Here is a 23,242-nt window from a genome sequence, read left to right on the forward strand (position 1 = left end):
AGCCATGAGAGCTGATCTGGAAATCATCCAGGAATGGATCCCCGCCGGCAGCCGTGTGCTCGACCTCGGCTGCGGTGACGGCGAGTTGCTGACCTGGCTGCGCGACCACAAGCAGGTCACCGGCTACGGCCTGGAAAACGACGCCGACAACATCGCGCAGTGCGTGGCCAAAGGCGTCAACGTCATCGAGCAGGACCTGGACAAAGGCCTGGGCAACTTCGCCAGCAACAGCTTCGACATCGTGGTGATGACTCAGGCCCTGCAAGCCGTGCATTACCCGGACAAGATCCTCGACGAAATGCTGCGGGTCGGTCGCCAGTGCATCATCACCTTCCCCAACTTCGGTCACTGGCGCTGCCGCTGGTACCTGGCGAGCAAGGGCCGGATGCCGGTGTCGGAATTCCTGCCATACACCTGGTACAACACGCCGAACATTCACTTCTGCACCTTCGAAGACTTTGAAGAACTTTGTCGCGAACGTGAGGCGAAGGTCATTGATCGGCTTGCCGTGGATCAACAGCACCGCCACGGGTGGGCCAGTAAGCTATGGCCTAATCTGTTAGGTGAGATCGGTATCTACCGTGTCAGCAGCCCCGGGCTTGCGGATCACAGAATCGCGGTCTGAACCACGACATTGCGAGGAGAACGAACATGGGACGCTTGATTACCGCGCTATTGGCCGCCTGCCTGAGCCTTTCGGCCGTGGCCGCCGATGCCATCAAGGGCGAACGCAAGGAAGTGTTCGGTGATGTCACCGTGCATTACAACACCTTCAACTCGACCTTCCTGACGCCGGACATCGCCAAGGCCGCCGAGCTGATCCGCAGCAAGAACCAGGGCGTGATCAATGTCTCGGTGATCAAGGACGGCAAACCGCTGATCGCCCAGGTCACCGGCACCGTCAAAGACCTGACCAGCCAGAGCGTGCCACTGACCTTCCGCCAGATCACCGAGCAGGGCGCGATCTACTACATCGCCCAGTACCCGGTGGAGCAGCAGGAAACCCGCACCTTTGAAATCAAGGTGCAGACCGGCGACAAGATCAACACCATCAATTTCAACCAAGAGCTTTTCCCTGGCCAATGATCAATCTCAAGCAACTCGTACTGGCCAGCCATAACGCCGGCAAACTCAAGGAACTCCAGGCCATGCTCGGCGATTCGGTGCAACTGCGCTCGATCGGCGAATTCAGCAGCGTGGAGCCGGAAGAAACCGGTCTGTCGTTCGTAGAGAACGCGATCCTCAAGGCCCGCAACGCTGCGCGCATTTCCGGGCTGCCGGCGCTGGCCGACGATTCGGGCCTGGCGGTGGATTTCCTCGGCGGTGCGCCGGGCATCTACTCGGCGCGCTACGCCGACGGCAAGGGCGACGCGGCGAACAACGCCAAACTGCTCGACGTCTTGAAGGACGTGCCGCAAGCCGAGCGGGGCGCGCAGTTCGTCTGCGTGCTGGCGCTGGTGCGTCACGCCGACGATCCGCTGCCGATCCTCTGCGAAGGCCTGTGGCACGGGCGCATCCTGACCGCTGCCAGCGGCTTGCACGGTTTCGGCTACGACCCGCTGTTCTGGGTGCCGGAACGTAATGTGTCCAGCGCCGAGCTGAGCCCGAGCGACAAGAACCAGATCAGCCACCGCGCCCGTGCAATGGATCTGCTGCGCCAGCGTCTGGGCTTGAAATGACCGATAGCTCCTCCGCGTCGTCGCTGATTATCGGCGGCGCCGCCTCCTCGCCTCGGGCGCCGTTGCCGACTCTGCCGCCCCTGGCGCTGTACATCCACATTCCGTGGTGTGTGCGCAAATGCCCCTATTGCGACTTCAACTCCCACGCCGCCAGCCCGGTGTTACCGGAGCAGGAATACGTCGACGCGCTGCTCGCCGACCTCGATCAGGATCTGCACGCGGTGTACGGCCGCGAGTTGAGTTCGATCTTCTTTGGCGGCGGCACACCGAGCCTGTTCAGCGCAGAAGCCCTTGGTCGCTTGCTCGAAGGCGTCAAACAACGCATTCCGTTTGCCGAGGACATCGAAATCACCCTCGAAGCCAACCCCGGGACTTTCGAGCAAGAGAAGTTCGTCGCCTACCGCAAACTGGGGATCAATCGCCTGTCGATCGGTATCCAGAGCTTCCAGCAGGAAAAGCTCAAGGCCCTCGGCCGCATCCACAACGGCGACGAGGCCATCCGCGCCGCCGGCATGGCACGCCAGGCCGGGTTCGATAATTTCAACCTCGACTTGATGCACGGCTTGCCGGACCAGTCGCTGGACGATGCCTTGAGCGATCTGCGCCAGGCGATCGACCTGAAGCCGACGCACATTTCCTGGTATCAGCTGACGCTGGAGCCGAACACCGTGTTCTGGAACCAGCCGCCGGTGCTGCCGGAAGACGATACGCTATGGGACATTCAAGAGGCCGGGCAGGCGCTGCTGGCCGAAAACGGTTACGCGCAGTACGAAGTTTCGGCCTATGCCCAACCGGGTCGCCCGGCGCGGCATAACCTCAATTACTGGAGCTTCGGCGACTTCATCGGCATCGGCGCTGGCGCCCACGGCAAGCTCAGCCATCCGGACGGGCGCATCGTGCGCACCTGGAAGACGCGCCTGCCGAAGGATTACCTCAACCCGGCCAAAAGCTTCCAGGCCGGCGAGAAAGCCCTGACCAACGACGAGATGCCGTTCGAATTCCTGATGAACGCCCTGCGCCTGACCGCCGGCGTCGAATCGCGCCTGTATCCGGAGCGCACCGGCCTGCCGCTGGAGAGCCTTGACGAACACCGACGCGAGGCCGAACAAAGCGGTCTGTTGCAGGTCGAACCGTCACGTCTGGCGGCCACCGAACGCGGACAACTGTTCCTCAACGACTTGCTGCAGAAATTTCTGAGCTGACCGCTCTTAAGGAAACCGCATGGATTTGATACTCGACCTGCTCGCCACCGTGTCCCGCTGGAGCCGCAGCAACCTCTCGGAAATCGCCCTGGCCCTGGTGGGTTGCCTGCTGGTGCTGTTCGGCGCCGACTTCAAGGGCTGGGTCGAGCAACGCCTGGGCAGCATCGCCGGCGCCCTGCGCGTCCCGCTGATGGCCCTGCTGTGCCTGATCGGCAGCGGCGCGGCGCTGATCTACGCGACGCCGTGGGTGGTGAAGGGGCTGAGCCAGTTCAACAACTACAGCCTGGCGCCGGTGTTGTTGGTGGTGCTGGTGTTGATTGGCGTTGTGGCCGACCGCCGCTGATTTTCAGCACACACAGAACGCAAATGTGGGAGCGGGCTTGCTCGCGAAAGCGGTAGATCATTCGATATTGATATCGACTGACATGACGCCTTCGCGAGCAAGCCCGCTCCCACATTTATTGTTGCGTGATATTCAGGACTGCTTCTCGAACTTCAAATCCCACACGCCATGCCCAAGACGTTCGCCGCGGCGTTCGAACTTGGTGATCGGCCGTTCGGCCGGGCGTGGCACGCACTTGCCGTCTTCGGCGAGGTTGCGATAGCCCGGGGCGACGTTCATCACTTCCAGCATGTATTCGGCGTACGGTTCCCAGTCGGTGGCCATGTGCAGGATGCCGCCAACCTTCAGCTTGCTGCGCACCAGCTCAGCGAAGGACGCCTGAACGATGCGGCGCTTGTGGTGACGGCTCTTGTGCCACGGATCCGGGAAGAACAGCATCAGGCGATCGAGGCTGTTATCGGCGATGCAGCGGTTGAGCACTTCGATCGCGTCGCAATCGTAGACCCGCAGGTTGGTCAGGCCCTGAGTCAGCACGCCGTTGAGCAGCGCGCCGACACCCGGACGGTGAACCTCGACACCGATGAAATCCTGTTCCGGCGCAGCGGCGGCCATTTCCAGCAGCGAGTGGCCCATGCCGAAACCGATCTCCAGCGAACGCGGCGCGCAGCGGCCGAACACCTGGTCGTAATCCACCGGCGCATCGGCCAGCGGCAGGACGAACTTCGGCGCGCCCTGATCCAGGCCGCGCTGCTGGCCTTCGGTCATGCGCCCGGCGCGCATCACGAAACTCTTGATGCGGCGGTGTTGGCGCTCGTCGCCTTCTTCCGTCTGGATTGGCGTGTCGTTCGATTCAGTCATCAATAGCTCTTACTTGATCAGACCATCCAGCGGCGAAGAGGCGCTGGCATAGAGTTTTTTCGGCATGCGACCGGCGAGGTAGGCCAGGCGGCCCGCGACGATCGCGTGTTTCATGGCTTCGGCCATCATGATCGGCTGCTGGGCGTGGGCGATGGCCGAGTTCATCAGCACCGCGTCACAGCCCAGCTCCATCGAGATGGTGGCGTCGGAAGCGGTGCCGACACCGGCATCCACCAGCACCGGGATCTGGGCTTCTTCGAGGATGATCTGCAGGTTGTACGGATTGCAGATCCCCAGGCCCGAGCCGATCAGACCGGCCAGCGGCATCACCGCGATGCAGCCGATTTCCGCCAGTTGTCGGGCGATGATCGGGTCGTCGCTGGTGTAGACCATCACGTCGAAGCCTTCCTTGACCAGCACTTCGGCGGCCTTGAGGGTTTCGATCACGTTGGGGAACAGGGTTTTCTGGTCGGCCAGCACTTCCAGCTTCACCAGGTTGTGGCCGTCGAGCAGCTCACGGGCCAGGCGGCAGGTGCGCACGGCCTCGACCGCGTCGTAGCAGCCGGCGGTGTTCGGCAGGAAGGTGTAGCGATCCGGCGACAGCACTTCGAGCAGGTTCGGCTCGCCTTCGATCTGGCCCAGGTTGGTGCGGCGCACGGCGAAGGTGACGATCTCGGCACCCGAGGCTTCGATGGCCAGGCGGGTTTCTTCCATGTCACGGTACTTGCCGGTACCGACCAGCAAACGCGACTGGTAAGTACGACCGGCCAGAACGAAAGGCTTGTCGCTACGAACGATGCTCATGGGGAATCCTCTGTTGGGGTGAGGGTCTTGCAGAATTCTCGGCCCATGCAGGCCTGGCGATCAGCCGCCGCCGATCGCGTGCACGACTTCGACGTTGTCGCCGTCGTTCAAAGTGGTGTCGGCATGCAGGCTGCGCGGGACGATATCCAGATTGAGCTCGACCGCGACGCGGCGTCCGGTCAGATCCAGACGGGTCAGCAGGGCCGCAACGGTTTCACCGTCGGGCAGTTCAAAGGATTCACCGTTCAACTGAATGCGCATGCGCAACGCCGCCATCACTTTTTAGGGGGTGGCATTCTAGCCCGATCATGACCTAAAGGTCAGCACCAAGCGTCAAGCGGTTGGCTGCAGGCGCCAGGCGGCGAGTCCGAGGCACAGCCAGCCGATCAGGAACGCCAGGCCGCCGAACGGGGTGATGATGCCGAGCTTGCCGATGCCGATGGTGGTCAGCAGGTACAGGCTGCCGGAGAACAGCAGGATGCCGACAGTGAACGAGATGCCGGCCCAGGCGACCAGCCGCCCCTGAAGCTGGGTGGCCAGCAGCGCCACACCGAACAGCGCCAGCGCATGCACCAGTTGGTAGGTGACGCCGGTGTGGAAGATCGCCAGGTACTCCGGGGTCAGGCGGTTTTTCAGACCATGGGCGGCGAATGCGCCGAGGCCGACACCGGTGAAACCAAAGAAGGCAGCCAGCATCAGAAAGCTACGCAGCATGTAGAACTCCACTCAGACTCGATCGGCAGGGTCTGTATAATGGCCCGCTCAACCGGTTCGGCCAAGCCATCTCTATGCTGCGTTTATTTCTCCGTCGTTTCACGAAGGCCCTGCTCTGGTTCGCGGGCGGCAGCGTATTGCTGGTGTTGGTGTTTCGCTTCGTGCCGCCACCGGGCACGGCGCTGATGGTCGAGCGCAAGATCGAATCCTGGATCGACGGCGAGCCGATCGATCTGCAACGCACCTGGAAGCCGTGGGACGAGATCTCCGATGACCTGAAGGTCGCGGTGATTGCCGGCGAAGACCAGAAATTCCCCGAGCACTGGGGTTTTGACCTGAGTGCGATCAAGGCCGCACTGGCCCACAACGAACTCGGCGGCTCGATCCGTGGCGCCAGCACCCTGAGCCAGCAAGTGTCGAAGAACCTGTTTCTGTGGTCGGGCCGCAGCTATCTGCGCAAAGGCCTGGAGGCCTGGTTCACCGCGCTGATCGAAGTGTTCTGGCCCAAGCAGCGGATTCTCGAGGTGTACCTGAACAGCGTCGAGTGGGACGACGGCGTATTCGGCGCCGAAGCGGCGGCAAGGCATCACTTTGGCGTAGGCGCCAGGTCGCTGTCCCGGCAGCAGGCGAGTTATCTGGCGGCTGTGCTGCCGAATCCCCGGGTCTGGAGCGCCAGCCACCCAACCGCTTACGTGTCACGCCGTGCCGGATGGATTCGCCAACAGATGAGCCAGTTGGGTGGCGACAGCTATTTGCTGACACTCAATGATTCGCGCCGCGCGCCCTGGGCTCAATGACGTTCTGACAGGCAAACAAAAACGCCCCGATCATCACTGATCGGGGCGTTTTTTATTGCCGGACTGCCGGTGTTAAGCGGCAATCGACAACTTGAGCTTGTTCATCGCGCTCTTCTCGAGCTGACGGATCCGCTCGGCCGACACGTTGTACTTCTGCGCCAGGTCGTGCAGCGTGGCTTTCTCTTCTGCCAGCCAGCGCTGATAGAGGATGTCGCGACTGCGTTCGTCCAGCACTTCCAGCGCTTCGTGCAGGTTGTGATTGGAGTTGTCGCTCCAGTCGGCATCTTCCAGTTGACGCGCCGGGTCGTACCGGTGGTCTTCCAGATAATTGGCCGGCGACTGGAAAGCGCTGTCGTCGTCCGCTTCCGCAGCCGGGTCGAAGGCCATGTCATGGCCGGTCAGGCGACTTTCCATCTCACGCACTTCACGCGGCTCGACGCCGAGGCTTTCCGCCACACGGTGGACTTCCTCGTTGTTCAGCCAGGCCAGACGTTTCTTCTGGCTGCGCAGGTTGAAGAACAGCTTGCGCTGGGCCTTGGTGGTCGCGACTTTCACGATCCGCCAGTTGCGCAGGATGAACTCGTGAATCTCGGCCTTGATCCAGTGCACCGCAAAGGACACCAGACGCACGCCCATTTCCGGGTTGAAACGCTTCACGGCCTTCATCAGGCCGACGTTACCTTCCTGGATCAGGTCAGCCTGAGCCAGACCGTAGCCGGAATAGCTACGGGCGATGTGTACGACAAACCGCAGGTGGGCGAGCACCATCTGCCGAGCCGCCCCCAGATCCTGCTCATAGTAGAGACTCTCGGCCAGTTCACGCTCCTGCTCCGGCGTCAGCAATGGAATGCTGTTGACGGTGTGCACGTAGGCTTCCAGGTTTGCGCCTGGAACCAATGCATACGCAGGTTGCAAAGAATTGGACATACGGAAAAACCTCCGACTTACATACTCATGCTTTTCAGCATTGCGAAAAATTGACCGGAAACTCAAATGAAAGTTTCCTTAACCACTGAAAGGTCAATCACGCGCAAAAAAAGATTCTACTTCGGCGCCAGCTCCCTGAGATGACGTGCGACTGCAATCCATGCACCGATATAACCCAACAGCACCGCGCCAAGCAAGAGCGACAGACCGTCGGCAACTGGCACACCGGCCAGTGCGAAATCACTGCCGTACAAGCCGGCGAGCCCGACCACCGCGTCGTTCAGCCAGTTCAGGCCGAACGCCAATACACCCCAGGACAGCAGCCCCGCACCGAAACCATACAGCGCGCCCATATAAAGGAAGGGACGACGCACATAGCTGTCGGTGCCGCCGACGAGTTTAATCACTTCTATCTCGGTGCGGCGGTTTTCAATATGAAGACGAATGGTATTGCCTATCACCAAAAGTAATGCAGAAACCAGCAACACCGTCAGACCGAACACGAAACGGTCGCCGAGCTTGAGGATGGCAGCCAGACGCTCGACCCAGACTAGATCAAGTTGCGCCTGTTGTACCTTGGGCAGCTCGGAAAGTTTTTGTCTTAATGCTTCCAGGGTCGATTTGTCGACCTCGTTCGGCGTCACCAGCACAACGCCCGGCAGTGGGTTTTCCGGCAGCTCGCGCAGGGCTTCGCCCAAGCCGGACTGCTGCTGGAACTCTTCCAGCGCCTGGTCGCGGCCGACATATTCAGCATCAGCTACGCCCGGCATGCCTTTGATCTGATCACGCAACGCTTCGCCCTGAGCCGGACTCGCTTCAAGTTCCAGATACAGCGAGATCTGCGCCGCGCGCTGCCACGAGCCGCCCAGACGCTCGACGTTGCTCAGCAACAGCGAAAGACCCATCGGCAGGCTCAGCGCAACCGCCATCACCATGCAGGTGAAGAAGCTGCCGATCGGCTGCTTGCCGAGACGGCGCAAGCTGTCTATCCAGCTGGCGCGATGGCTTTCGATCCAGGCACGGAACAGCGTGGCGAAATCCGGGCCGTCGTCATCGTCGTGCTTTTTCTTCTTTGGCGGTTGCGGATCGGCGGCCTTCGGGGCCACGCGCTCGGAAACCTTCGGACTACGTGTCGCACTCATACGCCGGCCTCCCCGTCGCCGATCAATCGGCCGCGTTGCAGGGTCAGCATGCGATGGCGCATGCGCGCGATCAGCGCCAGGTCGTGACTGGCGATCAGCACGCTGGTGCCCAGACGGTTGATGTCTTCGAACACGCCCATGATCTCGGCCGCCAGACGCGGGTCGAGGTTACCGGTCGGTTCGTCCGCCAGCAGCAAGGCCGGACGGTGAACGATGGCGCGGGCAATGCCGACGCGCTGTTGCTGACCGGTCGACAGGTCGCCTGGATACAGCTCGGCCTTGTCCGACAGCGCCACGCGCTCCAGCGCCGAATCGACTCGCTTGGCAATTTCGACCTTGGACAGCCCGAGAATCTGCAACGGCAGCGCGACGTTGTTGAACACCGTGCGATCGAACAACAGTTGATGGTTCTGGAACACCACACCGATCTGCCGACGCAGGAACGGAATCTGCGCATTGCTGATGGTGCTCAGGTCTTGCCCGGCCAGCAACAGTTTGCCACTGGTCGGACGTTCCATCGCCAGCAGCAGGCGCAACAACGTGGATTTACCGGCACCGGAGTGGCCGGTGACAAACAGGAACTCGCCGCGACGGACTCGAAAGCTCAGCTCATGCAAGCCGACGTGACCGTTCGGGTAGCGCTTACCGACCTGTTCGAAACGAATCATGAACGCTCCCGCTCGGCAAACAGTGCCTGGACAAAGGGTTCGGCTTCAAAGGTACGCAGATCGTCGATGCCTTCACCGACGCCGATGTAGCGGATCGGCAGGCCGAACTGCTTGGCCAGGGCGAAAATCACCCCGCCCTTGGCGGTGCCGTCGAGCTTGGTCAGCGCCAGGCCGGTCAGTTCTACGGTCTGGTTGAATTGCTTGGCCTGGTTGATGGCGTTCTGACCGGTGCCGGCGTCGAGCACCAGCAGCACTTCGTGCGGCGCATCGGCGTCGAGCTTGCCGATCACCCGGCGAACCTTCTTCAGTTCTTCCATCAGATTGTCTTTGGTGTGCAGACGACCGGCGGTGTCGGCGATCAGCACGTCGATGCCACGGGCCTTGGCGGCCTGCACGGCGTCGAAGATCACCGAAGCCGAGTCCGCGCCCGTGTGCTGGGCGATCACCGGAATCTTGTTGCGCTCGCCCCAGACCTGCAACTGCTCGACAGCCGCAGCACGGAAGGTGTCACCGGCAGCGAGCATGACTTTCTTGCCTTCCAGCTGCAGTTTCTTCGCCAGTTTGCCGATGGTGGTGGTCTTGCCGGCGCCGTTGACGCCAACCACCAGAATCACGAACGGCTTGTTCTGCGAAGCGATCTTCAGCGGCTGCTCGACCGGTTTGAGCATTGCGGCCAGCTCGGCCTGCAGGGATTTGTACAGGGCGTCGGAATCGGCCAGCTCTTTACGCGCGACCTTCTGGGTCAGGCGCTGGATGATCACCGAAGTCGCCTCGACGCCGACGTCGGCAGTCAGCAGGCGGGTTTCGAGATCGTCGAGCAGATCGTCATCGATGGCTTTCTTGCCGAGGAACAGACTGGCCATGCCCTCGCCGATACTGGCGCTGGTCTTGGACAGGCCCTGCTTGAGACGGGCGAAGAAGCCGGCCTTGGTTTCTTCGGTGCGCGGGGCCTCGACCGGGGTTTCAACCTGGATTTCCACAGGAGCGACTGGCGCTTCGGCGACCGGTGCAGGTGCAGGTGCAGGTGCAGGTGCAGGCTCGGGCGCTTCAACAATCGGAGCAACCGGGGCAGCAACCACGGACTCTGGAATGACGGAAGCGGCTTCCACCACCGGCGCCGGAACAGACTCGGGGGTGAACGCAACCGGCGCAGGAATCGGCGGCGTAACATGCGGTGCAGCCTCTTCAACCAGCGCCACCGGCTCTTCCGCCACTGGCAAGGTCAGCCACGGCTCGCTGGTCGGGGTCAGCGGCAGTTCGGCGGCAGCCGGCGCTTCAGGCTCGGCCTCTGCCACCGATTGCAGCACCGGCTCGGCGATCGGCAGCACGACCGGTGCCGGCGCTTCTTCTATTACGGGAGCGGGCGCAGGGGCTGGCTCAGGAATGGCAGTCGGCTGTTCGACGACGGGTTCCTGCGGTTTCTTGCGCAGCCATCCGAACAGGCTTTTCTTCTCGCCAGCCGCAGCTGGGGTCTTCTTGTCGTCGTTGGAACCAAACATGGAGGACGGCTATCTCACGGTAGCGACGCGCCACAGGGGCGCCCCGGCAAATAAATATTCAATGCAGAACAGACTGTGTTTCACCCAGCTTGTTCACGCGCAACATTTTGTCGAGGCACCAACGGCACCTCAAAGGAATCGTTTTAATGAAGGACTGGCCGGCAAAATCGGCGAAAAAGCGAAGTTTAGCTGATAAACCAAAGCCTTCTGCCGCAACCCCATACAACCTGATCAGGTTTCAAAACCGGATAGGCGTGGTCGCCGGTAAAACGGATCAGTATCCTAGGGCGTGTCATCGATCATTACCAGTACCGCGTGGCCGCCTGAAAACGGGCCAGACAAGGCGCAGGCCGCAGGGAATGTGCTTTCCTTCCCAAGGACTGCAACGCAGTATGGCCCGTTTTCAGGCACCACCCGGAGGGCCGGGCCTGATAGTGTGCAGGGCTGCGTTGCTCGGAGCTTATTTGGAACAACCAAACCGCACTCCTCGCGCCTTGCCCTGCACACTATCAGGCACGGCGCGGTACTGGTAATGATCGATGACACGCCCTACCTCTCGCCCGCCGACGCTAAGACCAAGCGGGCAGCCCAACAGGTTTAAAAACGAATGAATGCTCTAGCCCGCCGCGCCGCAGGCCTGCTGCTCAGCACAGTCTGCCTGCCACTTTCGGCCCTGGCGGCCGACCCGCAACCGACCCACGAATTCACCCTCGACAACGGCCTGAAGGTCGTCGTTCGCGAAGACCATCGCGCACCGGTGGTGGTCTCGCAGGTCTGGTACAAGGTCGGTTCCAGCTACGAAACCCCGGGCCAGACCGGTCTGTCCCATGCTCTCGAGCACATGATGTTCAAGGGCAGCGAGAAGGTCGGCCCCGGCGAAGCCTCACTGATCCTGCGCGATCTCGGCGCCGAAGAGAACGCGTTCACCAGCGACGACTTCACCGCTTATTACCAGGTGCTGGCCCGCGACCGTCTGGGCGTGGCCTTCGAACTGGAAGCCGACCGCATGGCCAACCTGCGCCTGCCGGCCGACGAGTTCGCCAAGGAAATCGAAGTCATCAAGGAAGAGCGCCGCCTGCGCACCGATGACAAGCCGATGTCCAAGGCTTACGAGCGCTACAAGGCCATGGCCTACCCGGCCAGCGGTTATCACACGCCGACCATCGGCTGGATGGCTGACCTTGAGCGGATGAAAATCGACGAGCTGCGTCACTGGTACCAGTCCTGGTACGTGCCGAACAACGCCACGCTGGTGGTGGTCGGCGACGTGACCCCGGACGAGGTGAAGACCCTCGCCCAGCGCTACTTCGGGCCGATCCCGAAACTCGACGTGCCGCCGGCGAAAAAGCCGCTGGAACTGGCCGAGCCCGGCGAGCGCCAGATCACCCTGCACGTGCAGACCCAACTGCCGAGCCTGATGCTCGGTTTCAACGTCCCGAGCATCGCCACCGCCGAAGACAAACGCTCGGTCAACGCCTTGCGCCTGATTTCGGCGTTGCTGGATGGCGGCTACAGCGGTCGCATCCCGACCCATCTGGAGCGCGGCGAAGAGCTGGTGTCCGGCGGCTCGTCGAGCTACGACGCCTACACCCGCGGTGACAGTCTGTTCACCCTGTCGGCCACGCCGAACACCCAGAAGAAAAAGACCATGGCCCAGGCTGAAGCCGGCCTGTGGAAGCTGCTGGAACAACTGAAAACCACCGCACCGTCCGCCGAAGAGCTGGAGCGCGTACGTGCTCAGGTCATCGCCGGCCTGGTCTTCGAGCGCGACTCGATCACCAGTCAGGCCACCGCCATCGGCCAGCTGGAGACCGTCGGTCTGTCGTGGAAACTGATGGACACCGAACTGGCCGACCTGGAAAGCGTCACCCCGCAAGACATCCAGAACGCCGCCAGGCTGTATTTCACCCGCGAACGTCTCAGCGTCGCCCACGTCCTGCCACTGGAGACGACTCATGAGTGAGCGCAAAACCCCACGCCTGCTGCTCGGCCTGATCGCCGTGGCCATCATCGGCTCCGCTGCGTTCTATCTGGTACCGAGCGACAACACCAAGGCCAGCGAAGCGCTGGACAACGCCAAGTCCAGTCAGAAGCTGCAATCGCTGGCCGAACTCGACGGCAAGGCCCCGGCCAGCCGCAGGCTCGACGTGCAGACCTGGAACACTGCCGAAGGCGCCAAGGTGCTGTTCGTCGAGGCTCGCGAACTGCCGATGTTCGACATGCGCCTGATCTTCTCCGCCGGCAGCAGCCAGGACGGCAACGCGCCGGGCCTGGCCCTGCTGACCAACGCCATGCTCAACGAAGGCGTGGCGGGCAAGGATGTCGGCGCCATCGCTCAGGGCTTTGAAGGCCTGGGCGCGGATTTCGGCAACGGCGCCTATAAAGACATGGCCATCGCTTCGCTGCGCAGCCTCAGTGCTGCTGACAAACGCGAGCCGGCGCTGAAGCTGTTCTCGGAAGTGGTGGGCAAACCGACCTTCCCGGCCGATTCCTTCGCGCGCATCAAGAACCAGATGCTCGCCGGTTTCGAGTACCAGAAACAGAACCCCGGCAAACTCGCCAGCCTGGAGTTGATGAAGCGTCTGTACGGCAATCACCCGTACGCCCATTCCAGCGACGGCAACGCGCAAAGCGTGCCGAAGATCACGCTGGCGCAACTGCGTGAGTTCCACGCCAAGGCCTATGCGGCCGGCAACGTGGTGATCGCGCTGGTGGGCGATCTGTCCCGCAGCGAAGCCGAGGCGATTGCCAATCAGGTCTCCGCTGCACTGCCAAAAGGCCCGGCGCTGGCGAAAGTCGAGCAACCGACCGAGCCGAAAGCCGGCATCGGCCACATCGAGTTTCCGTCGAAGCAGACCAACCTGATGATTGCGCAACTGGGCATCGACCGTGACGACCCGGACTACGCCGCGCTGTCGATGGGCAATCAGATCCTCGGTGGCGGTGGTTTCGGCACCCGGCTGATGAGCGAAGTCCGCGAGAAGCGCGGCCTGACCTACGGCGTGTATTCGGCATTCAGCCCGATGCAGGCTCGCGGCCCGTTCATGATCAACCTGCAGACCCGCGCGGAAATGAGCGAAGGCACCCTGAAACTGGTGCAGGACGTGCTCGCCGACTACCTCAAGACCGGCCCGACCCAGAAAGAACTCGACGACGCCAAGCGCGAACTGGCCGGCAGCTTCCCGCTGTCCACCGCGAGCAACGCCGATATCGTCGGTCAACTGGGTGCCATGGGTTTCTACAACCTGCCGCTGAGTTATCTGGACGACTTCATGCGTCAGTCCCAGAGCCTGACGGTCGAGCAGGTTCGCGACGTTCTGAACAAACACTTGAGCACGGATAAACTGGTCATCGTCAGCGCTGGCCCGACCGTGCCGCAAAAGCCGTTACCGGCCCCATCTGATAAACCTGCCGAGCAGCCGCTCGGGGTTCCGGAGCATTAATGGCCAGTCCAAAGAAACCTGTACAAAAACTGCACAACGGTGTGAACCAGTTGCGCATCATCGGCGGCGAATGGCGCAGCCGAAAGCTGAGCTTTCCTGATGCGCCGGGCCTGCGTCCGACGCCGGACCGGGTGCGCGAAACCCTGTTCAACTGGCTCGCGCCCTATGTCGCCGGGGCCAAGGTGCTCGATCCGTTCGCCGGCAGCGGCGCGTTGTTTCTGGAAGCGCTGTCCCGTGGCGCGGCCATGGGTCAGGCGCTGGATGCCAGCCACGTCGCGGTCTCCAGCCTGAAAGAACACCTCGGCACGCTGCGCTGCACCAACGGCCACGTGCAGACCGCCGATGCGCTGCGCTATCTGGAAACACAGACCGCGACCGCGTTTGACCTGGTATTCCTCGACCCGCCGTTCAACCAGAACCTGCTGCCCGCCGTGTGCGCGCTGCTGGAAGAGCGCCAATGGCTGGCCGACGATTCGTGGATCTACACTGAAAGCGAAACCGCGCCATCGACCCTCGGCCTGCCGGGCAACTGGCGCCTGCACCGCGAGCAAAAATCCGGGCGGGTGTACTACGCGTTGTGGCAACGTATGGCAGTGATCGCCGGTTAACCGACCGGCCTGAAAAAGCGACGAGTCTCAGCCGAGGCTCGCTGCGCTGCATCGAGAGCAATCGTGTCCCCTTCGTCTAAACCGTTCATCCCCGCCTTCGGCCTCGGCAATCCGCACCTGCAAACCTTGTGGGGGCCGCTGTGGCGCAAAACCGTGCACCTTGATCGCCAGCGCGAACGGCTGTGGCTGGACGACGGCGATTTCCTCGACCTCGACTGGCACGGCCCGCATAGCGCTGAAGCGCCATTGGTGCTGGTGCTGCACGGGCTGACCGGTTCTTCCAATTCGCCTTATGTCGCGGGAATCCAGGCAGCGCTCGCCGCCCAAGGCTGGGCCAGTGTCGCGCTGAACTGGCGCGGATGCTCCGGCGAGCCGAACCTGTTGCCGCGCAGCTACCATTCCGGCGCCAGCGAAGACCTCGCCGAAACCATTCGCCACCTGAAAGCCAAGCGGCCATTGGCACCGCTGTATGCGGTTGGCTATTCGCTCGGCGGCAATGTGTTGCTCAAGCATCTGGGGGAAACCGGCAGCGCCAGCGGCGTGCTCGGTGCGGTGGCGGTCTCGGTGCCGTTTCGCCTCGATCAATGTGCCGACCGTATTGGCCAGGGTTTCTCGAAGGTCTATCAGGCGCACTTCATGCGCGAGATGGTGGCCTACATCAAGAACAAGCAGCGTCAGTTCCAGCACGACGGGCGCGAGGACGGTCTCGCCGCACTGGCCGCCCTCGGCTCGCTGGAAAACATGCGCACTTTCTGGGATTTCGATGGCCGGGTGACCGCGCCGCTGCATGGCTTCGCCGATGCCGAGGATTACTATCGCCGCGCGTCGAGCCGCTATTTTCTCGGCGAGATCCGCACGCCGACCCTGATCATTCAGGCGGCTGACGACCCGTTCGTGTTCCCCCACAGCCTGCCGCAGGCCAGTGAGTTGTCGGCCACGACCCAGTTCGAATTACAGAACAAGGGCGGGCACGTTGGCTTCGTAGACGGCACGCTCCGCCAGCCGGGTTACTACCTGGAGCGACGGATTCCGCAGTGGCTGGCCGACGCGGGGCGCGGGTGAGGTCATGAGCGATCAGGGCGAGTCGATCCGGTTCTGGCAAGCCGCGCCTCTGGCCGGGGTCGAGCTGTTGACTGCGCGCTACATCGAGCATCGTTTTGCCCCGCACGTCCACGACGGTTATGTGATCGGCATGATCATGGCCGGCGCCCAGCGCTACCGTTATCGCGGCGCCGAACACCTGGCGGGCAGCGGCACGCTGGTGCTGATCAATCCGGACGAAGTGCATAACGGCCACAAAGGCACCGAGGACGGCTGGCTGTACCGGGCGTTTTATCCCGACACCGGGCAGATCGTCGCGCTGCTGAATGAGCTGGAACTGCCGACCGCACCGATGCCGGCCTTCGGTGCGACGCTGTATCGCGATCCGGATCTGGTCAACGGTTTCTGTCAGTTGCATCGTTTGCTGGAAAGCCCCGCCACCGCGCTGCAACAGCAAACGGTGTGGCGCGAAATGATGATGCTGCTGTTGCAGCGTCACGCGGCCGTGCAGATCAACGGCAATCCCGGCAAAGAGCACCGCGCGGTGGCAATGGCCAAGGAATTGCTGCACGCGCAACTGGCGGCGCCACCCTCACTGGAAGAACTGGCGGCGGCCGTGAACCTGTCGCCCTTCCACTTCGCCCGGGTGTTCCGCCGCGCCACCGGCATGCCGCCGCACAGCTGGCTGATGCAACAGCGGATCGCCTGCGCGCGGGGCTTGTTGCAGAGCGGCTGCCTGCCGGTGGAAGTCGCCACGCAGCTGGGATTTGCCGACCAGAGCCATCTGAGCCGGCAGTTCAAACAGGTTTACGGCGTGGGGCCGGCGGCCTATCGCAGTGCGCGACTGGATCGCTGAGCGTTTACTCGCCCGTAGCAATACCGCGCGAAGGCTCGTTGATCCACTCGCTCCACGATCCGGCATACAGCGAACCCAACGGATAACCCGCCAGGCACAGGGCGAACAGGTTGTGACACGCCGTCACCCCGGAGCCGCAATAGGCCACCAGATCGTTCGGCGAACGCTCGCCGAGTTTTGCGGCGAAACGCTGCTTGAGCTGATCGGCCGGCAGGAAGCGCCCGTCGCTGCCCAGGTTGTCGGTGAACGCCGCGCATTGCGCACCGGGGATGTGCCCGGCGATCGGGTCGATCGGTTCCACTTCACCCTTGAAGCGCGGCAGGGCACGGGCATCGAGCAGGGTCAGGGCCGGCTGGCCGAGACGCTGCTGCAATTGCTCGGCGCTGAGCAGCAGGCTCATGTCCGGCTGGCCGCTGAAGTTGCCCCGGGCCGCAGACGGGGGATCGAGACTCAACGGCAGCCCCGCCGCATGCCAGGCCTTGAGCCCGCCATCGAGAATGAACACGCCGTCGCGCTTGCCCAGCCACGCCAGCAACCACCAGGCCCGCGCCGCATAGGCACCGGGACCGTCGTCATACAGAACCACCTCACTGTCATTGTTGATGCCGAACACTTGCAGCCGTTCGATCAGCGCCGCCGGCTCCGGCAGCGGATGGCGACCGGTGACGCCTTTGGTCACCGGGCCGCTGAGGTCGCGTTCAAGATCGGCGAAATGTGCCCCGGCGATGTGCCCTTCGGCGTAGCTGCGCTGGCCGTAATCCGGGTCTTCGAGGGCAAAACGGCAATCGAGAATCACCAGCCCCGGTTGCGCCTTGCGGGCATCCAGTGCGGTCGGGCTGATCAGTTGCGCAATCGGCATAGCGAACGACTCCAGTGAGGAAATGGGCTTACGGTCTTTCTTCGAGGGCCTGGGCCAGCGGCACGTAGAACTCTTCGAACAAGGCGTTGACCTCATCGCGGGCCTGCTCGGTGACAAACCCCGCTTCCAGCACCAGCACCTGATACACGCCACGTTTGATGGCCTGTTCGCTGAGGTGATTGGAATTCTCCCGGGTCGTGCACAGGAAGCGCACCCACGAGGTGAGGATGATCCACGCGTTGAGGGTCAGGGACTCGATCTGTACCCGATCCATCTTCAGGATCCCGGCGGCAACGAAGCCTTCGTAGATCGCCGCGCCCTGGATCACGCAGCGCTGGGAGAAGCGCCGGTAACGCCCGGCCAGATCCGGATCGCTGTCGAGCAGATGCTCGAGATCGCGGTGCAGGAAACGGTAGCGCCACATCGCCGACAGCAGCTCCTTGAGATAGAAACGCTTGTCTTCGACCGTCGCGGCACGGCCCTGGGGCGGACGCAGGAAGCTGTCCACCAGGCTTTCGTACTCACTGAACAGCACGGCGATGATCGCCTGCTTGTTGGGGAAGTGGTAGTACAGATTGCCCGGAGAAATCTCCATGTGGGCGGCGATGTGATTGGTGCTGATGCTGCGCTCGCCCTGCTGATTGAACAGCTCGAGGCTGTTCTGCACGATGCGCTCGCTGGTTTTGATCCGTGGGGCCATGGCTTGAGCTTTAATTCAGAGTGCGTTGGGGGGCATCTTACGACCTAACCGGAACGGGATAAAACCAGGTTGCGCAAGGAAGCCATTTGACTTTCTAGAGCATAGACTCTAAAAAGTTCCTCAAAACAACATCTCCGGAGCTGACAATGACTGCCGATATTGCCTACCTGCAAACGCTGCAACAGCCGCTGGAAGAGCTCAACCGGTTGTTCGATGCGCAGCGTGCCGCGTACGCCGCCAACCCGATGCCGCCTGCGGCCCAGCGTCAGCAATGGCTCAAGGCACTGCGCGATTTGCTGAGCAGCGAACGGCAGGCCCTGATCGACGCGATCAGCTCCGACTTCAGCCACCGCAGCGCCGATGAAACCCTGCTCGCCGAACTGATGCCGAGCCTGCACGGCATTCATTACGCCAGCCAGCACATCAGCCAGTGGATGAAACCTTCTCGGCGCAAAGTGGGTGTGGCTTTCCAGCCGGCGTCGGCGAAAGTCGTGTATCAGCCGCTCGGCGTGGTCGGCGTCATCGTGCCGTGGAACTACCCGCTGTTCCTGGCCATCGGCCCGTTGACCGGCGCGCTCGCGGCCGGCAACCGGGTGATGCTCAAACTCAGCGAATCGACCCCGGCCACCGGCCTGCTGCTCAAGGAACTGCTGGCGCGGATCTTCCCCGAGGATCTGGTGTGCGTGGTGCTCGGCGAAGCCGATGTCGGCGTGGCGTTTTCGAAAATGCGCTTCGACCACCTGCTGTTCACCGGCTCCACCAGCGTCGGCAAGCATGTGATGCGCGCAGCGGCAGAAAACCTGACACCGGTGACCCTGGAACTGGGCGGCAAATCCCCGGCCATCGTTTCCCACGACGTACCGCTCAAGGACGCCGCCGAACGCATCGCTTTCGGCAAGACTCTCAACGCCGGCCAGACCTGCGTGGCCCCGGACTACGTGCTGGTGCCGGAAGATCGAGTCGGCGGTTTCGTCGAAGCCTATCGCCAGGCCGTACGCGGGTTTTATCCGACACTCGCCGACAACCCGGACTACACCGCCATCATCAACGAGCGCCAACTGGCGCGGCTCAACAGCTACCTCAGCGACGCCACCAGCAAGGGCGCGCTGCTGATTCCGCTGTTCGACCAGGGCCAGGGCCGGCGCATGCCGCACAGCCTGCTGCTGAATGTCAGCGACGAGATGACGGTGATGCAGGACGAAATCTTCGGCCCGCTGCTGCCGATCGTGCCGTATCAGGATCTGGATCAGGCATTTGCTTACATCAATCAGCGGCCACGTCCTCTGGCTCTTTACTACTTCGGCTACGACAAACGCGAACAGAAGCGCGTACTCAGCGAAACCCATTCCGGTGGCGTCTGCCTCAACGACACGCTGCTGCATGTGGCGCAGGACGACATGCCATTCGGCGGCATCGGCCCTTCGGGCATGGGCCACTACCACGGTCACGAAGGTTTCCTGACGTTCAGCAAGGCCAAGGGCGTGCTGGTCAAACAGCGCTTCAACGCGGCGAAGCTGATCTACCCGCCCTACGGCAAATCCATTCAGAAGCTGATCCAGAAACTGTTCATTCGCTAACGTCACCGCCGGGTAATAACAACAATGCACCCAAGCCTGACCGAAACACCTGCCCTGTCGCGCCGTGGCCTGCTGAAATTCAGCCTGGGCGCCACGGCTTTTCTCGCCACCGCTGGCCTTGGCGCCAGCCTCAGCGGCTGTTCGTCGAGCGTTTCAGCCAACGGATTCGCCGCGTTGCGCAGCGGTGATCTGCTGTTTCTGCGCGCACTGATTCCAGTGATGCTGGAGGGCGCCGTTGCTGTGGAAAAGATCCCCGCCGCTATCGATGGAACCCTGAAGTCGCTGGATTACAGCCTCGATCACCTGTCGCCGGAAATGCTCAAGCTCACCCGGCAACTGTTCGATGTGCTGGGCATGGCGGTGACGCGCGGTCCATTGACCGGAATCTGGGGCAGTTGGGAAAACGCCAGCCCCGAGGCGATCCGCCACTTCCTCGAACGCTGGGAAAACAGCTCGCTGAGCCTGCTGCGCATGGGCCACAGCTCGTTGCTGCAAATGGTGATGATGGCCTGGTACACCCGCGCCGAATCCTGGGCCCATTGCGGTTACCCCGGCCCGCCCGCCGTATGAGCCTGGCGACCCACGCAAAACAATAATAAGAGAACCTGATCGATGCCTGTACCCGACCCGTTTCGCGAAGGCCTTGCCCGTGGCTGGAAAACCTACAACGGCGCACAACTGACCGATGACCTGACCCTGGAAGCCGATGTCGCCATCATCGGCAGCGGTGCCGGCGGCGGCACCACCGCGGAAATCCTCAGCGCAGCCGGCTACAAAGTGCTGCTGATCGAAGAAGGCCCGCTCAAGACCAGCAGCGATTTCAAACTGCTGGAAGATCAGGCCTACAGCAACCTCTATCAGGAAGGTATCGGCCGCATGAGCAAGGATGGCGCGATCACTATCCTTCAGGGCCGCGCAGTCGGCGGCACCACGCTGATCAACTGGACATCGAGTTTTCGCACGCCCGAACCGACCCTCGAACACTGGGCCAAAGAGCACAACGTCAAAGGCCACAGCCCCGCCGACATGGCGCCGTGGTTCGAAAAAATGGAGCAGCGCCTCGGCGTCGCCCCGTGGATGGTGCCGCCCAACGCCAACAACGACGTGATCCGCAAAGGCTGTGAACAACTCGGCTACAGCTGGCACGTGATCCCGCGCAACGTGCGCGGCTGCTGGAACCTCGGCTATTGCGGCATGGGCTGCCCGACCAACGCCAAGCAATCGATGATGGTCACGACCATTCCGGCGACTTTGGAAAAGGGCGGCGAGTTGCTGTATCTGGCCCGGGCCGAAAAGCTTTTGATCAGCGGCGACAAGGTCACCGGCCTGCAGTGCGTGGCGATGGACGAACGTTGCGTCGAGCCGACCGGACACACGATCACCGTCAAGGCGCGGCATTACGTGCTGGCCGGCGGCGGGATCAACAGCCCGGCGCTGCTGATGCGTTCGGACGCACCGGATCCGCACAAACGGCTGGGCAAGCGCACCTTCCTGCATCTGGTGAACATGTCCGCGGGGCGCTTCGACGAGGTGATCAACCCGTTCTACGGTGCGCCGCAGTCGATCTATTCGGACCATTTCCAGTGGAAGGACGGCACCACCGGCCCGATGGCCTACAAACTCGAAGTGCCGCCGCTGCACCCGGCGCTGGCCGCGACGTTGCTCGGTGGTTTCGGTCAGGAAAGCGCGCAACACATGGCGGACCTGCCGCACACCCACGCGATGCTCGCCTTGCTGCGTGACGGTTTTCACCCGGACAGCCAGGGCGGCAGCGTCGAGCTACGCGGTGACGGCTCGCCAGTGCTCGACTATCAGGTGTCGCCTTACACCTGGGAGGGTTTGCGCCGGTCATTCCACAGCATGGCCGAGATCCAGTTCGCCGGCGGCGCCAAAGCGGTGATGCCGATGCACGCCGATGCGCGTTACGTGAGCAGTCTGGCCGAGGCCCGCTCGTTGATCGACAGTCTGAGTCTGGAGTTGTATCGCACCCGCCTGGGCAGCGCCCACGTCATGGGCGGCTGCGCGATGGGCGAGGACCCGAAAACCGCCGTCACCGACAGCCTCGGCCGCCATCATCAACTGAGCAATCTTTCGATTCACGACGGCTCGCTGTTCCCCACCAGCATCGGCGCCAACCCGCAGTTGTCGGTGTACGGTCTGACGGCGCAACTGGCGACATCCCTCGGCGAACGGTTGAGAAACCCGTGAAAAAGGCGAAAATTCCGATCGTCTATAGTGCTTTCTTACCCAACAGGCGACTTTCCCGACCGGGACGGCTGCGATACCATCCGACTCCCCAACGGATTCCCGCCAGGACGACGCGATGAACCGAGTGTTGTACCCAGGTACCTTCGACCCTATTACCAAGGGCCATGGCGATCTGGTCGAACGCGCCTCGCGCCTGTTCGACCACGTGATCATCGCCGTCGCTGCCAGCCCCAAGAAGAATCCGCTGTTCCCGCTGGAACAACGGGTCGAGCTGGCCCGCGAGGTCACCAAACACCTGCCGAACGTGGAAGTGGTCGGCTTCTCGACGCTGCTGGCGCATTTCGCCAAAGAGCAGAACGCCAACGTGTTCCTGCGTGGCCTGCGCGCGGTGTCGGACTTCGAGTACGAATTCCAGCTGGCCAACATGAACCGCCAGTTGGCTCCGGATGTTGAGAGCCTGTTTCTCACTCCATCCGAGCGTTATTCGTTCATTTCCTCGACCCTGGTGCGGGAAATCGCGGCCCTGGGCGGCGATATCAGCAAGTTCGTCCACCCGGCGGTGGCCGAAGCCCTGACCCTGCGCTTCAAGAAGTAACGACCGTTCAAACGGCGCCCGCGTGCACTACGGGCGCCAATGCGGCACAATTGCGCGCATTGATTCATAGCGCCCGGGCTCCCTGCCCCGGCTGGAGTTAGCATGTCCCTGATCATCACCGACGATTGCATCAACTGCGACGTCTGCGAACCCGAGTGCCCGAACGCCGCCATTTCCCAAGGCGAAGAGATCTACGTGATCGACCCGAACCTGTGCACCCAGTGCGTCGGCCACTACGACGAGCCGCAGTGCCAGCAGGTCTGCCCGGTGGATTGCATTCCACTGGACGAAGCCCATCCGGAGACTGAAGAACAGTTGATGGAGAAGTACCGCAAGATCACCGGCAAGGCTTGAGCCACTGAATCCGATCGCAGCGCCCGGCTGCGATCGCGTCATTCGCGCTGCTCGAATCCCTCCCCTGTGCAGCCCAGGCAACGCACGAACGCCGCTTTCGCCGGCGCCACCACCAGCGCCTCTCCCGCATCGCCAATCCCGCCACCCAGCGCGGTGAACGGCAACGACACGACGAACGCCCCGGCACCGATCACCGTCGCCACCACCAGCAATGGTCGGGCAATCAGCAGATCGCCGAGCATGGCGTAGGCCGGTGGATTCTGGATGGCGTAACGAGGATCACCGCTGCCGCCTTCCGTGGCCTGAATGGTCAGGCTGAAGCACAGCAGCAGGGCGACGATGAGGGTTTGCAAGGACTTCATGGCACG

At 62.5% G+C, this 23,242-nt stretch carries 28 protein-coding genes; 17 read left to right on the forward strand and 11 right to left on the reverse strand.

Annotated elements, in window-relative coordinates:
* Positions 1 to 4 precede the first annotated feature (4 nt).
* From metW to KJY40_RS28640, 5 genes are read left to right on the forward strand one after another with little or no spacing between them, the layout of a single operon-like run.
* The gene (gene metW / locus KJY40_RS28620) at positions 5 to 625 is read left to right on the forward strand and encodes a methionine biosynthesis protein MetW (protein WP_007953362.1); all 621 of its coding nucleotides are present in this window, start codon (positions 5 to 7) and stop codon (positions 623 to 625) included.
* 26 nt (positions 626 to 651) lie between these two features.
* On the forward strand, positions 652 to 1,086 hold the full coding sequence (locus tag KJY40_RS28625) for a DUF4426 domain-containing protein (protein WP_007953365.1): 435 nt from the start codon (positions 652 to 654) through the stop codon (positions 1,084 to 1,086).
* Complete coding sequence (gene rdgB, locus KJY40_RS28630) at positions 1,083 to 1,679, forward strand: RdgB/HAM1 family non-canonical purine NTP pyrophosphatase (RefSeq protein WP_230734015.1); 597 nt, start codon at positions 1,083 to 1,085, stop codon at positions 1,677 to 1,679. The genes KJY40_RS28625 and rdgB overlap by 4 nt, the downstream gene beginning before the upstream one ends.
* Positions 1,676 to 2,881: a radical SAM family heme chaperone HemW gene (hemW, locus tag KJY40_RS28635; protein ID WP_230734017.1), complete on the forward strand. Its 1,206-nt coding sequence runs from the start codon at positions 1,676 to 1,678 to the stop codon at positions 2,879 to 2,881. The genes rdgB and hemW overlap by 4 nt, the downstream gene beginning before the upstream one ends.
* A gap of 19 nt (positions 2,882 to 2,900) precedes the next feature.
* Positions 2,901 to 3,224 (forward strand): DUF3392 domain-containing protein, encoded by a 324-nt coding sequence (locus KJY40_RS28640; RefSeq protein WP_074690154.1) that lies wholly within the window; start codon positions 2,901 to 2,903, stop codon positions 3,222 to 3,224.
* A 132-nt stretch (positions 3,225 to 3,356) separates the two neighbouring features.
* Here KJY40_RS28640 and trmB read toward each other — a convergent pair whose 3' ends face one another.
* From trmB to KJY40_RS28660, 4 genes are all read right to left on the reverse strand, one after another.
* Entirely contained in the window at positions 3,357 to 4,082 is a 726-nt protein-coding gene (gene trmB, locus KJY40_RS28645) for a tRNA (guanosine(46)-N7)-methyltransferase TrmB (protein ID WP_230734020.1), read from the reverse strand.
* Positions 4,083 to 4,091: 9 nt separating this feature from the next.
* A complete protein-coding gene (locus KJY40_RS28650) occupies positions 4,092 to 4,886 on the reverse strand; it encodes a thiazole synthase (protein ID WP_230734022.1) in 795 nt (264 codons plus the stop codon).
* 60 nt (positions 4,887 to 4,946) lie between these two features.
* A complete protein-coding gene (thiS, locus tag KJY40_RS28655; RefSeq protein WP_198530228.1) occupies positions 4,947 to 5,147 on the reverse strand; it encodes a sulfur carrier protein ThiS in 201 nt (66 codons plus the stop codon).
* A 72-nt stretch (positions 5,148 to 5,219) separates the two neighbouring features.
* Complete coding sequence (locus KJY40_RS28660; protein ID WP_179693392.1) at positions 5,220 to 5,600, reverse strand: DUF423 domain-containing protein; 381 nt, start codon at positions 5,598 to 5,600, stop codon at positions 5,220 to 5,222.
* A gap of 74 nt (positions 5,601 to 5,674) precedes the next feature.
* Between KJY40_RS28660 and mtgA the strand changes: the two genes are divergently transcribed.
* Positions 5,675 to 6,397, forward strand: a complete 723-nt coding sequence (mtgA, locus tag KJY40_RS28665) for a monofunctional biosynthetic peptidoglycan transglycosylase (RefSeq protein ID WP_230734024.1) — start codon at positions 5,675 to 5,677, stop codon at positions 6,395 to 6,397.
* A gap of 72 nt (positions 6,398 to 6,469) precedes the next feature.
* Here mtgA and rpoH read toward each other — a convergent pair whose 3' ends face one another.
* From rpoH to ftsY, 4 genes are all read right to left on the reverse strand, one after another.
* Entirely contained in the window at positions 6,470 to 7,324 is an 855-nt protein-coding gene (gene rpoH / locus KJY40_RS28670) for an RNA polymerase sigma factor RpoH (protein WP_007953393.1), read from the reverse strand.
* A 116-nt stretch (positions 7,325 to 7,440) separates the two neighbouring features.
* Complete coding sequence (gene ftsX, locus KJY40_RS28675) at positions 7,441 to 8,466, reverse strand: permease-like cell division protein FtsX (RefSeq protein ID WP_007953395.1); 1,026 nt, start codon at positions 8,464 to 8,466, stop codon at positions 7,441 to 7,443.
* On the reverse strand, positions 8,463 to 9,134 hold the full coding sequence (ftsE, locus tag KJY40_RS28680) for a cell division ATP-binding protein FtsE (protein ID WP_007953396.1): 672 nt from the start codon (positions 9,132 to 9,134) through the stop codon (positions 8,463 to 8,465). Before ftsE ends, ftsX begins: the two co-directional genes overlap by 4 nt.
* On the reverse strand, positions 9,131 to 10,633 hold the full coding sequence (gene ftsY, locus KJY40_RS28685) for a signal recognition particle-docking protein FtsY (protein ID WP_230734027.1): 1,503 nt from the start codon (positions 10,631 to 10,633) through the stop codon (positions 9,131 to 9,133). Before ftsY ends, ftsE begins: the two co-directional genes overlap by 4 nt.
* On the opposite strand from ftsY, the gene KJY40_RS28690 reads away from it, so the two are divergent.
* The 6 genes from KJY40_RS28690 (at position 10,632) to KJY40_RS28715 (ending at position 16,581) form a co-directional block, all read left to right on the forward strand.
* Positions 10,632 to 10,826 carry a hypothetical protein gene (locus KJY40_RS28690; protein WP_080511029.1) on the forward strand — a complete coding sequence of 65 codons (195 nt, stop codon included), beginning with the start codon at positions 10,632 to 10,634 and terminating at the stop codon, positions 10,824 to 10,826. The two genes, ftsY and KJY40_RS28690, sit on opposite strands and share 2 nt — an antisense overlap.
* 414 nt (positions 10,827 to 11,240) lie before the next feature.
* On the forward strand, positions 11,241 to 12,596 hold the full coding sequence (locus KJY40_RS28695; protein ID WP_230734029.1) for a M16 family metallopeptidase: 1,356 nt from the start codon (positions 11,241 to 11,243) through the stop codon (positions 12,594 to 12,596).
* The gene (locus KJY40_RS28700; RefSeq protein WP_230734030.1) at positions 12,589 to 14,076 is read left to right on the forward strand and encodes a M16 family metallopeptidase; all 1,488 of its coding nucleotides are present in this window, start codon (positions 12,589 to 12,591) and stop codon (positions 14,074 to 14,076) included. Before KJY40_RS28695 ends, KJY40_RS28700 begins: the two co-directional genes overlap by 8 nt.
* Positions 14,076 to 14,684 carry a 16S rRNA (guanine(966)-N(2))-methyltransferase RsmD gene (gene rsmD, locus KJY40_RS28705; RefSeq protein ID WP_230734032.1) on the forward strand — a complete coding sequence of 203 codons (609 nt, stop codon included), beginning with the start codon at positions 14,076 to 14,078 and terminating at the stop codon, positions 14,682 to 14,684. Before KJY40_RS28700 ends, rsmD begins: the two co-directional genes overlap by 1 nt.
* 63 nt (positions 14,685 to 14,747) lie before the next feature.
* Entirely contained in the window at positions 14,748 to 15,746 is a 999-nt protein-coding gene (locus tag KJY40_RS28710; protein WP_085746699.1) for a hydrolase, read from the forward strand.
* 4 nt (positions 15,747 to 15,750) lie between these two features.
* Positions 15,751 to 16,581: an AraC family transcriptional regulator gene (locus tag KJY40_RS28715; protein WP_102716712.1), complete on the forward strand. Its 831-nt coding sequence runs from the start codon at positions 15,751 to 15,753 to the stop codon at positions 16,579 to 16,581.
* A gap of 4 nt (positions 16,582 to 16,585) precedes the next feature.
* On the opposite strand, the gene KJY40_RS28720 is transcribed toward KJY40_RS28715, so the two are convergent.
* Together KJY40_RS28720 and KJY40_RS28725 are read right to left on the reverse strand one after the other, a co-directional pair.
* A complete protein-coding gene (locus KJY40_RS28720; protein WP_230734033.1) occupies positions 16,586 to 17,440 on the reverse strand; it encodes a sulfurtransferase in 855 nt (284 codons plus the stop codon).
* A 28-nt stretch (positions 17,441 to 17,468) separates the two neighbouring features.
* Positions 17,469 to 18,140: a TetR/AcrR family transcriptional regulator gene (locus KJY40_RS28725; RefSeq protein WP_007953407.1), complete on the reverse strand. Its 672-nt coding sequence runs from the start codon at positions 18,138 to 18,140 to the stop codon at positions 17,469 to 17,471.
* A 146-nt stretch (positions 18,141 to 18,286) separates the two neighbouring features.
* Here KJY40_RS28725 and KJY40_RS28730 point away from each other — a divergent pair, with 146 nt between their 5' ends.
* The 5 genes from KJY40_RS28730 (at position 18,287) to KJY40_RS28750 (ending at position 22,874) form a co-directional block, all read left to right on the forward strand.
* Positions 18,287 to 19,717 (forward strand): coniferyl aldehyde dehydrogenase, encoded by a 1,431-nt coding sequence (locus KJY40_RS28730; protein ID WP_230734034.1) that lies wholly within the window; start codon positions 18,287 to 18,289, stop codon positions 19,715 to 19,717.
* A 24-nt stretch (positions 19,718 to 19,741) separates the two neighbouring features.
* Positions 19,742 to 20,287: a twin-arginine translocation pathway signal protein gene (locus KJY40_RS28735; protein WP_230734035.1), complete on the forward strand. Its 546-nt coding sequence runs from the start codon at positions 19,742 to 19,744 to the stop codon at positions 20,285 to 20,287.
* 42 nt (positions 20,288 to 20,329) lie between these two features.
* On the forward strand, positions 20,330 to 21,925 hold the full coding sequence (locus KJY40_RS28740; RefSeq protein WP_230734036.1) for a GMC family oxidoreductase: 1,596 nt from the start codon (positions 20,330 to 20,332) through the stop codon (positions 21,923 to 21,925).
* 115 nt (positions 21,926 to 22,040) lie between these two features.
* Positions 22,041 to 22,520 (forward strand): pantetheine-phosphate adenylyltransferase, encoded by a 480-nt coding sequence (coaD, locus tag KJY40_RS28745; protein ID WP_007953414.1) that lies wholly within the window; start codon positions 22,041 to 22,043, stop codon positions 22,518 to 22,520.
* Positions 22,521 to 22,622: 102 nt separating this feature from the next.
* Positions 22,623 to 22,874: a YfhL family 4Fe-4S dicluster ferredoxin gene (locus KJY40_RS28750; RefSeq protein ID WP_003195146.1), complete on the forward strand. Its 252-nt coding sequence runs from the start codon at positions 22,623 to 22,625 to the stop codon at positions 22,872 to 22,874.
* A 38-nt stretch (positions 22,875 to 22,912) separates the two neighbouring features.
* On the opposite strand, the gene KJY40_RS28755 is transcribed toward KJY40_RS28750, so the two are convergent.
* The gene (locus tag KJY40_RS28755) at positions 22,913 to 23,236 is read right to left on the reverse strand and encodes a multidrug transporter (RefSeq protein WP_230734037.1); all 324 of its coding nucleotides are present in this window, start codon (positions 23,234 to 23,236) and stop codon (positions 22,913 to 22,915) included.
* Between the last annotated feature and the right edge of the window lie 6 nt (positions 23,237 to 23,242).

This window comes from Pseudomonas fitomaticsae (assembly GCF_021018765.1).
Lineage (GTDB): Bacteria > Pseudomonadota > Gammaproteobacteria > Pseudomonadales > Pseudomonadaceae > Aquipseudomonas > Aquipseudomonas fitomaticsae.

Bases quoted from the DNA above. Each gene is read 5' to 3' on its own strand.
- KJY40_RS28700 (WP_230734030.1), top strand. From the start codon at position 12,589: ATGAGTGAGCGCAAAACCCCACGCCTGCTGCTCGGCCTGATCGCCGTG.
- rsmD (WP_230734032.1), top strand. From the start codon at position 14,076: ATGGCCAGTCCAAAGAAACCTGTACAAAAACTGCACAACGGTGTGAAC.
- KJY40_RS28750 (WP_003195146.1), top strand. From the start codon at position 22,623: ATGTCCCTGATCATCACCGACGATTGCATCAACTGCGACGTCTGCGAA.
- ftsY (WP_230734027.1), bottom strand. From the start codon at position 10,633: ATGTTTGGTTCCAACGACGACAAGAAGACCCCAGCTGCGGCTGGCGAG.
- KJY40_RS28695 (WP_230734029.1), top strand. From the start codon at position 11,241: ATGAATGCTCTAGCCCGCCGCGCCGCAGGCCTGCTGCTCAGCACAGTC.
- KJY40_RS28725 (WP_007953407.1), bottom strand. From the start codon at position 18,140: ATGGCCCCACGGATCAAAACCAGCGAGCGCATCGTGCAGAACAGCCTC.
- rpoH (WP_007953393.1), bottom strand. From the start codon at position 7,324: ATGTCCAATTCTTTGCAACCTGCGTATGCATTGGTTCCAGGCGCAAAC.
- KJY40_RS28720 (WP_230734033.1), bottom strand. From the start codon at position 17,440: ATGCCGATTGCGCAACTGATCAGCCCGACCGCACTGGATGCCCGCAAG.
- KJY40_RS28650 (WP_230734022.1), bottom strand. From the start codon at position 4,886: ATGAGCATCGTTCGTAGCGACAAGCCTTTCGTTCTGGCCGGTCGTACT.
- coaD (WP_007953414.1), top strand. From the start codon at position 22,041: ATGAACCGAGTGTTGTACCCAGGTACCTTCGACCCTATTACCAAGGGC.
- KJY40_RS28730 (WP_230734034.1), top strand. From the start codon at position 18,287: ATGACTGCCGATATTGCCTACCTGCAAACGCTGCAACAGCCGCTGGAA.
- KJY40_RS28690 (WP_080511029.1), top strand. From the start codon at position 10,632: ATGGAGGACGGCTATCTCACGGTAGCGACGCGCCACAGGGGCGCCCCG.
- KJY40_RS28715 (WP_102716712.1), top strand. From the start codon at position 15,751: ATGAGCGATCAGGGCGAGTCGATCCGGTTCTGGCAAGCCGCGCCTCTG.
- KJY40_RS28755 (WP_230734037.1), bottom strand. From the start codon at position 23,236: ATGAAGTCCTTGCAAACCCTCATCGTCGCCCTGCTGCTGTGCTTCAGC.
- ftsE (WP_007953396.1), bottom strand. From the start codon at position 9,134: ATGATTCGTTTCGAACAGGTCGGTAAGCGCTACCCGAACGGTCACGTC.
- metW (WP_007953362.1), top strand. From the start codon at position 5: ATGAGAGCTGATCTGGAAATCATCCAGGAATGGATCCCCGCCGGCAGC.
- KJY40_RS28625 (WP_007953365.1), top strand. From the start codon at position 652: ATGGGACGCTTGATTACCGCGCTATTGGCCGCCTGCCTGAGCCTTTCG.
- thiS (WP_198530228.1), bottom strand. From the start codon at position 5,147: ATGCGCATTCAGTTGAACGGTGAATCCTTTGAACTGCCCGACGGTGAA.
- mtgA (WP_230734024.1), top strand. From the start codon at position 5,675: ATGCTGCGTTTATTTCTCCGTCGTTTCACGAAGGCCCTGCTCTGGTTC.
- KJY40_RS28640 (WP_074690154.1), top strand. From the start codon at position 2,901: ATGGATTTGATACTCGACCTGCTCGCCACCGTGTCCCGCTGGAGCCGC.
- ftsX (WP_007953395.1), bottom strand. From the start codon at position 8,466: ATGAGTGCGACACGTAGTCCGAAGGTTTCCGAGCGCGTGGCCCCGAAG.
- KJY40_RS28660 (WP_179693392.1), bottom strand. From the start codon at position 5,600: ATGCTGCGTAGCTTTCTGATGCTGGCTGCCTTCTTTGGTTTCACCGGT.
- KJY40_RS28740 (WP_230734036.1), top strand. From the start codon at position 20,330: ATGCCTGTACCCGACCCGTTTCGCGAAGGCCTTGCCCGTGGCTGGAAA.
- hemW (WP_230734017.1), top strand. From the start codon at position 1,676: ATGACCGATAGCTCCTCCGCGTCGTCGCTGATTATCGGCGGCGCCGCC.
- trmB (WP_230734020.1), bottom strand. From the start codon at position 4,082: ATGACTGAATCGAACGACACGCCAATCCAGACGGAAGAAGGCGACGAG.
- KJY40_RS28735 (WP_230734035.1), top strand. From the start codon at position 19,742: ATGCACCCAAGCCTGACCGAAACACCTGCCCTGTCGCGCCGTGGCCTG.
- rdgB (WP_230734015.1), top strand. From the start codon at position 1,083: ATGATCAATCTCAAGCAACTCGTACTGGCCAGCCATAACGCCGGCAAA.